Annotated in this window: 7 protein-coding genes, 1 tRNA gene and 2 pseudogenes; 6 read left to right on the forward strand and 4 right to left on the reverse strand. The window is 56.5% G+C overall.

All coding sequences use genetic code 11. From position 1 onward, the window contains the following. Positions 1–144: pseudogene (locus FGW20_RS13130) on the forward strand (IS5/IS1182 family transposase); the annotation flags it as partial. Between the two features lie 157 nt (positions 145–301). Here FGW20_RS13130 and FGW20_RS13135 read toward each other — a convergent pair. Continuing rightward, positions 302–520, reverse strand: a complete 219-nt coding sequence (locus tag FGW20_RS13135; RefSeq protein ID WP_301678535.1) for a hypothetical protein — start codon at positions 518–520, stop codon at positions 302–304. A 213-nt stretch (positions 521–733) separates the two neighbouring features. On the opposite strand from FGW20_RS13135, the gene FGW20_RS13140 reads away from it, so the two are divergent. The 5 genes from FGW20_RS13140 to FGW20_RS13160 all read left to right on the forward strand — a co-directional run bounded on the left by FGW20_RS13140 (position 734) and on the right by FGW20_RS13160 (position 10,661). Beyond that, positions 734–2,590, forward strand: coding sequence for a DUF8451 domain-containing protein (locus FGW20_RS13140; RefSeq protein ID WP_301678536.1), 1,857 nt, complete (start codon positions 734–736; stop codon positions 2,588–2,590). Between the two features lie 337 nt (positions 2,591–2,927). Next, positions 2,928–4,019: a Wadjet anti-phage system protein JetD domain-containing protein gene (locus tag FGW20_RS13145; protein WP_301678537.1), complete on the forward strand. Its 1,092-nt coding sequence runs from the start codon at positions 2,928–2,930 to the stop codon at positions 4,017–4,019. Next, complete coding sequence (locus tag FGW20_RS13150; protein ID WP_301678538.1) at positions 3,994–5,529, forward strand: hypothetical protein; 1,536 nt, start codon at positions 3,994–3,996, stop codon at positions 5,527–5,529. Before FGW20_RS13145 ends, FGW20_RS13150 begins: the two co-directional genes overlap by 26 nt. Further along, the gene (locus FGW20_RS13155) at positions 5,519–6,268 is read left to right on the forward strand and encodes a DUF6063 family protein (protein ID WP_301678539.1); all 750 of its coding nucleotides are present in this window, start codon (positions 5,519–5,521) and stop codon (positions 6,266–6,268) included. Before FGW20_RS13150 ends, FGW20_RS13155 begins: the two co-directional genes overlap by 11 nt. Before the next feature lie 67 nt (positions 6,269–6,335). Next, on the forward strand, positions 6,336–10,661 hold the full coding sequence (locus FGW20_RS13160) for a coiled-coil domain-containing protein (RefSeq protein WP_301678540.1): 4,326 nt from the start codon (positions 6,336–6,338) through the stop codon (positions 10,659–10,661). Between the two features lie 155 nt (positions 10,662–10,816). On the opposite strand, the gene FGW20_RS13165 is transcribed toward FGW20_RS13160, so the two are convergent. The 3 genes and pseudogenes from FGW20_RS13165 to FGW20_RS13175 all read right to left on the reverse strand — a co-directional run. Continuing rightward, positions 10,817–11,290, reverse strand: a complete 474-nt coding sequence (locus tag FGW20_RS13165) for a nuclear transport factor 2 family protein (RefSeq protein ID WP_301678541.1) — start codon at positions 11,288–11,290, stop codon at positions 10,817–10,819. 195 nt (positions 11,291–11,485) lie between these two features. Further along, positions 11,486–11,557, reverse strand: a tRNA-Arg gene (locus FGW20_RS13170). A gap of 142 nt (positions 11,558–11,699) precedes the next feature. Continuing rightward, a pseudogene (locus tag FGW20_RS13175) lies at positions 11,700–12,047 on the reverse strand (hypothetical protein); the annotation flags it as partial.

Raw genomic sequence — 12,047 nt, forward strand, 5'->3', positions numbered from 1 at the left:
GAACTAAAGGCACGAAAATACTGGTACCAGGTCAAAGAGATCAAGATCAAAGTGATCCTCCATAACCTAACGAAGGCAGTACAAACAGTCGTGATTGTCGTTGTCTGGAAGGAATTCAACAGAGCCATTATAGCCGTTTTGTAATGGGCTCACGGTTCCCGCCGACTGCAGCCGGTATGCTTGTGCCGTACTCCTGGCAGACCGGAGACCGAACGGCAGGGCGAAGACGCACTGTCCTTCTACCTCACATTCCTCCGGCGGGGTGTAACAATGCACCGGAAACATCGTATGGAACAGTGACTCATCCAGTCTCTCTGGGCTCACCCCCGCCGAGCACCCTCACGATCACCGCCACCACCCCGCCCACAACCCCGCCGGCCCCGGCGCTGATCGTCAAAACCCTCCTCTCCTCCCCGGCCTTTTCCGCCCGCCACCCCTCCAGCGCCCGGATCCGCGCCATCCGTTGCCCGCACCGGTTCAAATAACAACGCTCATCGTCCGTGAACCGATAATCTCTCACCAGGAGAGATTAACGAATGCCCCGCGCCGTTGGAGAGTGAAAAAATGCTCCTTTTTACGAGGGGCCAGTTGTGTGATTAACTTCAACCACTTCATCTGTGTCCTGCCTCTGGCATTTGAGAGTGATTGAGATGGAATCTGACGAAGTCAAACTGGAAATTGCAGTGCTGCTTGAGAAGGTAATTTGATGAGATGTTCCGAACTTTTCGACCAGTTGAATGAGCTTGATGAACACCCGCGCATTGAAGCAAAAACCGCACGTGAAGTCAGTGCATCGGTCATGGAGACGATATGTGCTTATGCCAACGAGCCGGGGCTTTCCGGGGGCTTCCTCCTGCTGGGCATCCGTGAATGCGAGGAGCCCCGGGATCGGAAGTACTGCGTTGTAGGTATCGAGAATCCCGATAAAATTCAGCATGATATTGCCGAACAATGTGCTTCTCGTTTTAATCGGGTGCTTCGCCCCGAATGCTTTGTCGAAACGATTGAAGGCAAAGCAGTTGTCGGCATCTTCATACCCGAGGCTCAAGCAGGAGATAAGCCGATTTTCTTCAAGAAAGTAGGGTTGCCAAAAGGTGCTTTCCGTCGGATCGGTTCGACGAATCAGCAGTGCACCGACGATGACCTTCAGGTGTTCTATCAGGAGAGGGGGGTGCGTCCGTATGATGAAACAATCGTTGCCGATGCGACGCTTGATGATCTGGACGGCGACGCCATTGCTGAGTATCGTCGTGTTCGCATCGGCGTTGACCCTGATGCGGAGGAACTCCGCTGGAGCAACGCTGAGCTTCTTGAGTCGCTCCACTGCGTCAAGATGAGTGAAGACACGCTTCGGCCGACTGTTGCCGGCCTCATTCTGTTCGGATCGAAAAAAGCGCTCCGTAAGTTTTTCCCGATGACGCGTCTGGATTACCTCCGCGTTCCCGGGCGCGATTGGATCGAAGACCCGAATCACCCCTTTGAAGCAATTGAGATGCGTGAGTCACTGTTCCATCTGTTAACGCGAGGGCAGGCAGCGATCATGGATGATATTCCCCGTGCGTTCACCTTTACGTCCGACGGTCTCATGCGGCAGGAGGAGCCTCGCATCCCACCGCGAGTCATCCGTGAGGCGCTGGTCAATGCTCTGATGCACAGAAGTTACCTCATCCATAGTCCGGTGCAGGTTATCCGATATGCAAACCGGCTTGAGATACGAAATCCCGGGCACTCCCTTAAGCCGATTGAGACGCTTGGTGAACCGGGCTCAAAACCGCGCAACCCGACGATCGCCGGTGTCCTGCACGAGACGAAGTTTGCAGAGAGTAAGGGGAGTGGAATCCGGGTCATGCGTCAGCTTATGAAGAGTGCACGTCTCTCGCCACCGACCTTTGAATCTGAGCGCGAGCAGGATCTCTTCACGGCAACCTTCCTCATGCACCATTTCCTCGATCAGCAGGATATCCAGTGGCTTGAGCATTTTAAGGATGCAAACCTCAGCACTGATGAGGCACAGATACTGATTCATGCTCGGGAGATCGGTTCCGTCAATAATGCTACTTGCCGGGATTATACGGGTCTTGACACGCTGACGGCAAGTGGAACGCTACGACGGCTCCGAGACCTGGGGCTGCTCGTGCAGCACTCCCACGCATCGGCGACGTATTATACTCCTACCCGGCGGCTGCTCCATCCGGGGGAAGAGGAAAAGAAGACAGTTGAAGGAGGGGGAGCCATTGGAGGAGGTCACCCTGTGTCTGAGGGCTTACCTACCATGCCTGAGGGCTTACCTACCATGCCTGAGGGCTTACCTACCATGCCTGAGGGCTTACCTGCCTACTTACCTGCCAAGCTTGCGGAGGCTATCCGAAACCTCGGGCAGAGAAGTCCGCCGGGGCAGGTTCAGCAGGTTATCACCGAACTCTGCAGCATCCGGGCGTATACGGCCGATGAACTCGCGGTGCTCCTCCGGAGAAACAAAAAGTGGGTGTTCCGGAGTTATCTCTCTCCTCTACTTCGCGCTGGAACTCTTGAGTATACGATTCCCGAAAATCCCCGGCACCCGATGCAGGCGTACCGAACGAAGATGTGAGAGGAGCTGAGCGCGGGAAGCAGCCGGCTGCGTTGCGAAGCCGCGTTGGGTGCGTGAACACGTCAGAACCCTGAGTTGTCAGGACGAAGTCACCCATACCACCGTATGAGCGCCGTTGGTGGATAAGGAGAGAGGAACCACCTTTTTCAGGTGGTCGATGGACACGATTATCTCATCGTGGGGACTTTTGCTGGAGAGAGAGGTGCTACCTTGGAATATGTATTGCGCAAACCCGCCTCTCTCCCCCAGCAGGAAAATTATATGACCTAAATAGCCTGTATCTCCCCTCAGATCGAAGAGACTATATCACATCCCACATATAGTCCCGGATAGAATCATGGATCGGTTGATCAGAACCATCGTGTTCGAGCACAAAAACAAGCGCATCCATCTCACCGAGATCGAGAGCGCCCTCAAAGAGCGCGGGATCAACCTGTTTGCCGATCAATCAAGGCAGCACAAATTCATCAAAACGGTCGATACCTTCATCGCACGCGGCATCCTGGAGCCGCTGAAGGGTGCACAGCCGCTCCAGCAGTACGGGGGGCTCCCCGATAGATACACCATCCGCCGGGACGTGATCGCCGGTGTCGGCGCCCCCCTCTCGCCGGAGCACCGGAACGAACTCGTCTCCCTCTCCCCGCCGATCAACATTGACTATTATGCGACCCATGGCGACGAGTATCTCAGAGACCGCAACCACATCCTGAGGATCAACGACCTCATTCTTCGCCGCGGGGAGTGCGAGGTCCTGACCGTCAACGAGCGTTCATACGAACTCTTCGGCGACGAAAAAGCGCTCGCCATGCCGGATGAGGCTTCGGTCAAGGGTGCCCTTATCCTCAGGAACCTGCGTCTTACCCTTGTGGACATCCGGGCAAAGCAGGTCTATGAACCCTTCTTCTGGATCGAGAAGGATTTCTTGAACCTGCAGGGGAAGGCGGAGAGAACCGTCCTGATCGTCGAGAACAAGGATACCTTCTGGACGCTGCAACAGGCGGTGATGGACGGCGTGCTCGCCGGCATTCACCTGGTCATCTACGGGGAGGGAAATGCAATCCTGAAGAAGTTTGAGTACATCGAGACGGTCGGCGGGGTGCCGGATGACCGCTACCGCTACTTCGGCGATATCGATCGGGAGGGAATCTCCATCTATAACCGGCTCCGCGCACGCTACCCGGAGTACGACATACGGCCGGCTACCGCCCTCTACGCCTTCATCCTGCAGAAGGCCGGACCCGCAGGAGCACGCCCCCTGCGGCGGCCGCAGCGGGCCGGCACCCTCTCCCCCTTCCTCGACTTCTTTGATGCAGAGACTGGAGACGCTATCAGGCAGATCGTCACAGCAGAACGGTACCTCCCGCAGGAGGTCCTCAACGCCACCGATCTATCGAGGTTTGGAGATGGCGGACTCACTTCGGCGCTTTAAGGAGATCAACGAGCGGATGGAGCATCTTAAATGCTTTTACCCGTTCTTCGAGGCCTATACCTCTCGTCCCGTGCAAGCCCTGGACTATGACGCCCCCTACCTCGCGCTGGACGTGCTGACCCTGCTCATCGAGATGGGCAGGCTCCAGGGCCGTGTTCTCAAGTCCGATGAGATCCGGGCGCACATCGAAGCAACGATGAAGGGGATTCACCCGGACCGGGAGTTCGATTACCGGGAAGTGACGCGAACCGTGCTCGGCTTCCTTGAAACAAATACCCGGAATGAGCTCTACTGCTTCCGGTACCAGGACCCGGTTCGGGGAAGACCCGTCAACCACTACGTTCACCTGATCGAGTATGATGTGACCGAAGACGGCTACCGGATCACCGATGAAGGCCTCGAGTTCATGATCAGCATCAAGGAACTCCCCGAAGAGTCCAGAATCACGGTTGCCCTCATTCTCTTTAAGAAACAGATCGAGAGCGGCTCTTTTAGAAACGCCCTGGAGACGGTGAGGAACCTCAACCTCCAAGTACTCCGCAAGAAAGGAAAGAAACAGGCACTGCTTGACAGGATGAGGTACGGCGACCCTGATGTGGCTGAAGGCTTTACCAACTACACGCAGGAAGTGATCTCTCAGATCAAGCAGGAGCAGGAACTCTTCACCCAGGTCCAGGCGACGCTCCGCGACCTCTCGAAGGACCAGGAGAGGATTGCCCGCGCCCCCGAATCGTTCGGGAGGGAAGAGGACTTTATCGCCATCCAGGAACTTGCGACCGAACTTGAGTACGGGTATACCCTCCACAACACCCTCTTGAAAGACTATACCGATCTTCCCTCTGAGTATGAGTGGATCTGCCAGGTCCGCATGAAATCCCTCTTTGACCGGAGGTACCAGTTCCAGGAAGCACTGGAGAACCACATCCGTGCAAACATACCTAACGAGGTGCATATCGTGGAGATGCACCCTCTCCTCCTCCCGAACGTTTCCCGGACGTTTGGCCTCAGTTCGATCTTTGAGCCGCAGAGGATCATCGGGAGGACGGCGGAGAACACGGAGGTGAGGACGAGTGAGGAGTGGGGCGATAGGAAGTCCATCGAGAAGATTGTGGAGGGGCGGCAGGATGAGAACTTTAGGATCTATGCGCAGCTGCTGGTTGACGCGCTGGCGGAGAGTGAAACAATAGATCTGCCGGCCTACCTGAACGTGATCCGCACACGCCTGGGAGATGAGGGGATAGACCACATCGACCTGATCCCCTTCCTGATCGAGCTGAACAAAGGTATCAGGGACGGTGAGGCATACGAGGCTATCTTCGACCTTCACCCGTCGCAAGGCCAGAATGAGCCGGTGGTAGAAGCCCTGCTTTCTGCCGCCGCCCGGAGCGGGGGCGAGTTTCATCGAATCCGGGTGATCTCCCGGCCGGAAAGGCGGGTCTTGATCAGGGAAGAAGAGGACGTGTATCTCTCTTATCTTACGTTTATCGGGGAACGATTGCATGAAATTTGACCGGGAGAACCTTGGGACCGCCCTGGAGATGCTTCACTGCATGCTGGCGGAAGGCTCGATTGCACGCAAAGATCACCCAAAGGAGTTCCTGCGCTACGACCAGGAGGCTGAGGTGAGGGAGGCGCTGGAGTTCTGTGCTGAGAAGCACGGCCTGCTTGTCTGCAGGTACAACGATGCCCTGTACCTGAGCCCCGGTGTACAGAATCGGGTCTTTGGACTATCAAACGCCGAGATCCGGAGCAGCCTTGGGAGGGGGTTCAACAACCCCGGGATGTACACTGTCTTCTTCATCATACACGTCCTGATCACCGAGTTCTACCATGAATCCGCGTACGATGCCTACGTGGAGAAGGTGGCAAAGACAAACCTCCTTGCAGCCGTCGAGAAGAAGATTCAGGCCATGGGAGCGATCCAGGATCTTGAGAAGACAGGCGAGGAATACCAGTTCAACTTCAAGATCATCCACGATCTGTGGAGCAGCCTCCCGGCGGTAGAGTTCAAGAAAGACGATCCGGACGAGAAGAAACAGTGGGGCGTCAGCTCAAAGAGCACCCTGATCAACGAGACGATCGCCTTCCTGGAGAAGAACCAGCTCGCGAAAGAGCACGACAATGCCGTCTACCTCACCCCTCGCTGCAAGGCGATCATTCGTGAGGTCTACAGCAACCGCGAGGTGCAGGACGCCATCACACTCTTCATTGATGGGCTTGGCCATCAGGGGGGCGATGGAGATGCCTAAACTGCGGTCAGTGCGGGTAGTAAACGCCCAGTTCAACGAGGGGAGAGGGTTATACCAGGACTTCCGCATGCCATTCTATGGCCGCAATGGCACCTATGAACTGGGCAACGGCATGGGAAAGTCGGTCCTTTTGATGCTCATCCTCCAGTGCGTCCTCCCGAATGCCGCTCCTGACCCGAACAAGCCCTTTAAGTACATGTTTGCCGGAGGCGAACGCAACCGTACGACCCATGTTCTGGCCGAATGGGAACTGGACGAGGTCGTAGATGGGAAAAGATATCTCCTGACGGGATTTTGCGCAAAACGAAAGTCCGATCAGGAAGACGAAGGTGAGAGTGACGAGATCAAGTATTTCTCCTACCTGCACCTGTATGGCGGGCCAAACGACCTCGATATCGATAAGATTCCTCTTTGCAGGGAAGATGGAGCAGATTTCCTCGCCCTGGACTATTCAGAAACCCGAAAGATGCTCCGGGAAAAAGCAAAAGCAGGGTATGATATCTGGATAGCCGAGACCCGGCAGCAGTACCTGGAGCGGCTCAAGGACTACTATCTCATCGAGTCGGAGTGGGAACTCATCAAACTCATCAACCGGCAGGAGAGTTACTTAAAGACCCACTTTCACAGTTTCAGGGATTCAAGGGCATTCGTTGAGGACCTGCTGATCAAGATGATAGACCGGTGCCTCCAGGACAGGCGACGACTCAAATTTCACGGTAGCGACGAAGATCCTGTCGAGAAAGCGCTCGCCGACTCACTATATCAATCCCAGGAGGATCTCAGGAAACTGCAGGAGGAGCAGGCACGCCTGCACGAGTACGAGCACCTCCAGAACGAGATCTCCATCCTCCAGACGGCAAACGGTCACCTCCTCAGATCGTACCGGGCATACGAGGAGGCAAAGCAGCGAGCGGCATCGCAGCATGTCGCGTACGTCGCGGCAATCGCCCAGAAAGAGGAAGAGATCAGGCAACTGCAGGCGCAAATTCTCGAAAAGCGAGCGGCTTGCGAGAGTGTGCATAATGAGAGCGAAAGAACCGGGCTCAAGCTCCAGAATGTACGCCTGAACCTCTCCGGGCAGAGGCTCAAACGGGCGGAAACGGAGAAGGTGGACCATGAACAGACGGTCAATATACTGAAGCACCGGGCCGACTTTGCCCGTGCGGTGAACAAGTACCTCTCGATCAGGGAGCGTGAAGCAGAGATCCGGGAGCGGGAGGAGATCATGCGGAAGATGGAGGAGGAGCACCAGGAACTGTTCGCCCGGCTGCGCCCCCTGGGAAAGACCCTCCATACCCTGGTTGCCGCAGAGAAAGAGCGAGTCAGCGTGGCACTTCTGGCGGGGCAGAGCCAGGCGAAGGAGATCCATGCCGAGAACATGAGCCTCCAGCGGGACCTCGGAGGTGCCAGGAAGCAGGCAGAGGGTATCAGGAAGCGGATCACCGAACTCGAGCGGCAGTCCGTCGAACTGGAGGCCCGGGAGAAAGAACTCGTGCAGAGGCATGAACGGTGCCCGAAAGTCTCCTCCTGGTTCTCCCGCTCCGACCAGATCGAGGCCACAGAAGAGCGGCTTGCTGCCGAAAAAGAGACTTACAGCAGGCTCGCAAGCGAGATCAGCGAGATCGAACGGCGGCTCTCCACGAACCAGGCGCTTGAGCCGGAGCTGGAAAAGGGGATGGCAGATCTGGATCGGGCAATTGAAACCCTTCAGCGGGAGATCGCCAATTATACGGCCGAAAAAGGTTCTGCACGACAGATCGCCGAGATCTATGAGTTGGACGATATTGAGGCCTGTGCCGCACATCTCAAAGCCAGGAGGGAACAGTTGCATGGGATGCTGGCAGGCTACAGGAGCCGTCGTGAGGACCTTGCCCGGGATCTGGAGAACACAGAGACGTACGGCGTCACCTTGAGCGGCGAGTACCTGACTGCTCTTGAGAGATTACAGGAAAAATACCCGACCGCCATAAGCGGCGCCGAACACCTGAAGGGGATCCCCGATGACGAACGGAGAGAGTGCCTGGCCAACGCACCCTGGCTCCCGAAGGCGGTTCTCCTCCTCAAAGGGGATTTCGAGGCAGTCGTCCGCAACCCGATGGCCCTGCCGGCACAGGTCCAGGACGCCGCAATCGTTATCACCAGTATCGACCATCTCCGGGAGAGAAGGCCGCTCTCACTTGGAGATGTCTACATCTCCTCCCGGACGCCCGAACAGTCGCTTGAAGCGCTCGCGAGCGACCGTGCAGCCGAGCACCTCCGAAAAGAGATCCGCACGATCAATGAGGAGATACAGAGGGCCGATGAGGCGTTAGAGGCGATAACCCACGACTTTGACATCGTTCGCCGCTTCATCGACAGGTATCCATCAGCATTTGAGCCGGAAAGGGTGGCCAATCTTCGGGAGCACCTGCAACGGAAAAACGAGAGTGCGGCAAGGCTTGCAGCACTGCGAAACCAGATTCAGGAGGATGACTCCTCCCTCCCTCACGCCCGGACCAACATGGCGGAGCAGGCAAAGGCAATAGGCCTCTTCGAGAAGAAGCTCGCTCTGCTCACCGATCTCGTCATAGTCACGGAGGAGAGGGAGAAGAGTCTCAGCAACCTGCAGCAGGAGCACCGGAACGTCGAAGAAACTACGGCGCTGCAGCGACAGATCGAGGCGGGGATCAGCCGGTGCGATTCTGAATTCAAGAGACTGGAGGAGATCAACAACCAGATGAAGGAGCGCCTCCGGAAGGTAGAGCAGGAGATCTCCGAGTACAGGCCGTACGCAAGCGAGGATGTTCCAACCCTGCTGGATACAGATATCGACCGCCTCAGGAGTGAATACCGAAGTGTCCGGCAGGTGGTCGACAGGGTTGTGAAGGACCACGAGAGTTACGAGAGAGATACCGCCCGTGACAGAAAGCAGATTGAGGACGACCTGAACGATATCAGCAGCTACCGGATCTCTATTGAGGAGATCGAAGCAGGAGACCCAGAGGAGCGTTATTCCTCTGAGTATATCCAGGAGGTTGACCGGAGTCTTGAGGACGCGGAGCGCCTCCTCAAAGAAGCCGCTGGCCGGTATGAGGATGTGCGTGGAAAACACCACCTTCTCTCCCTGGAGATGGAAGAGGCGGAGAGGAAAGTTAACGCCCATGCCCCGGAAGCATATACCCGGGATCCAGATCTCATCGATCCGAAGCCGTTGGAAGCCGATCAAAAGAGGTTAGAGGCAGAAATCCTCACCCTCAAGGCGGAACTTGCACACCTCGATGCTGTGCGCCGGGAAGGCGAAAAAGCGCTTGAGGGCCTTATTTCTGAACGCAATGGCTACGAAGTACTTGACAGCACTCACCATATCATCGAGAAAGGTGCCGCCCCGGCATCGGAGCTTAAAGGCTACCGCTACTTCCAGGATGAACTTGCGGCTGCCGTCGGGAGCACGACGAAGCAGAAAGAGCGTTTCAGTGCCGCAAAGGACCAATTCTTCCGGAACGTCGATGAAATTAACGTTCCTCACTACTTTATCGAGACAGTCAGGGGGAAGATCCGCATAGCGGAGAGTGTGGGCGAGGCAACCTTCATACAGCAAAGCCTGGAGGGATATGCTGCCACAGTCACCGGATGGGCAAAGGCGGTGCAGGCACAGGTGGAGGGGCTTCTTGAGGTCGAGACGAAGATCATCGATCAGGCCCTGGGGATGGCGATAACCTACCGGGACTACCTTGTAATGATCCCCGGACTCTCGAAGATCGAGATCGATGGAAATCCCCGTGAGATGCTACGGATCAACTTTGAAGATTGCACCTATCGTGACGAGGTGGCCCGGGGTGAGATGCACCGCTATATTCAGGACCTTACTGCTCATATCCAGGATGGCACTCTCAGCCGGGGGGAACTTGAGAAGGCGCTCGCACCGGGCCAACTGGTGGGTAGAGTGATGGATATGGGCAGGATCCGCGTAAAAATACGCAAGATTGATATCGATACCTATCCGTTCCAGCTCTGGGAGAAGATCAAGGCTTCTGAAGGGCAGGAGAACACGATGCACATCATCCTTCTGGTTGTTCTCATATCAACAATCAGAGCGATTGTCGTTGGCAGGCATGACCGGAACACCGCGAAAGTGCTCTTTGTTGACAATCCATTTGGTTCCACCGGATCATACTATCTCTGGGAGAAGATCTGGTCGATCCTCGACCGCAATAATGTCCAGATGATATGCTCGGGCCACAAGATCGATGCGAAGGTGCGCGAGTTCTTTCCGATCTCCTATCTCCTTACGAGTGAGATCTCGGCCGGCGGTCGGATGAGGATCGTTGGTGTCAGGTTTGTTGGGGCCGGCAAAGATCTTGACCGTCTGGAGCGGCAGAAGAGGGGCGAGATCCTTGCGTGGACAGAAGAGTAAAGGAGACCTGTCATAACAAGTCCCTTCCTAAGACCTCTTCGAGTCCCCTTCACCCCCCGCCGAGCACCCTCACGATCACCGCCACCACCCCGCCGGCCCCGGCGCCGATGGCCCGTCCGGGTCCCGAAGGCCCGCTCCGCCCTCTACCGGATACGCTACAGCCCCAGGTCGGAGAGCCCGGGATGATCGTCGGGGCGCCGCCCCAGCGGCCAGCGATACTTCCGCTCTCCTTCAGTGATCGGCAGATCGTTGATGCTGGCATGACGAATGCGCATCAGGCCCTGCTGGTCGAACTCCCAGTTCTCGTTCCCATACGAGCGGAACCAGTTCCCCGAGTCATCATGCCATTCATATGCAAACCGGACCGCGATCCGCGCCTCGTAAAAAGCCCAGACCTCTTTTATCAGGCGGTAATCGAGTTCTTTCGCCCACTTCCGCTGCAGAAACGCGACGATCTCCTCGCGGCCGTTCACGAACTCCGCCCGGTTGCGCCAGACACTGTCGACGCTGTACGCGAGCGACACCCTCGCGGGATCCCGGGAGTTCCAGGCATCCTCGGCCATACGAACTTTTTGTGCCGCCGTTTCGTACGTGAACGGCGGCAGCGGGGGACGACTCTCCTCAGCCATGCGGGTATCCCGTTCCGCGGTGCTGATAAAGGTATGGTCGCGGGAGGGCATGACTATGTGAACCGCAATTCCTCCCCGGCCTAAAGACCGGGGACTCCTTGCGGAGTTAGTTGAACCCCGGGCGACCGAACCAGGTTCGGGATGACTATCTGAAGGAGTCCCTAATCCGAAAAAATCTAACACAAAATCGAAAAACGCCCCGGCCGGGACTTGAACCCGGGTCAAAAGCTCCGCAGGCTTCTAGGATATCCACTACCCTACCGGGACACGAGAATGAGTGCCTTTCCCCTAACAACTAGGTTGTCCAGGTTAAAAAGGATTGCTCATCCGGAGATGAGATCGCCGTGGCAACGACTGCAGGTGCCGAAATTCTGGCGTCAAAGCCTGTTCAACGATCTGCCCGGTGGACCTACACGCCCCGCGCGCGCATCTCTATGTGCACCTTTGCTTCGTTCCCCGAGAACTCGATCAGGTAATCCCCGAACTTGCGCACGTAGACCTGCTTATGCTCCTCCGCGCCGAAACTCTTTCCGAACCCGTCCTCGACCACGATCTTGCCAGACTCACGGTCCCTGACGATCACCGTAAACCATGAATCCTCGCTCGGGTAGGTCTGCTTGACGACTATGTCCGAGGTCATCCCACAATTATAAGAGACCTTGAATAAAACCCGGGATGTATGGCATTCCGGGAAATCGATGACGAACTCTGGGCAATCATTGAGCCGCATCTCCCTCCCCAGAAACCTCATGTCGGG

The sequence above is a fragment of the Methanoculleus methanifontis genome, from assembly GCF_030464365.1.
GTDB classification, from domain to species: domain Archaea; phylum Halobacteriota; class Methanomicrobia; order Methanomicrobiales; family Methanoculleaceae; genus Methanoculleus; species Methanoculleus methanifontis.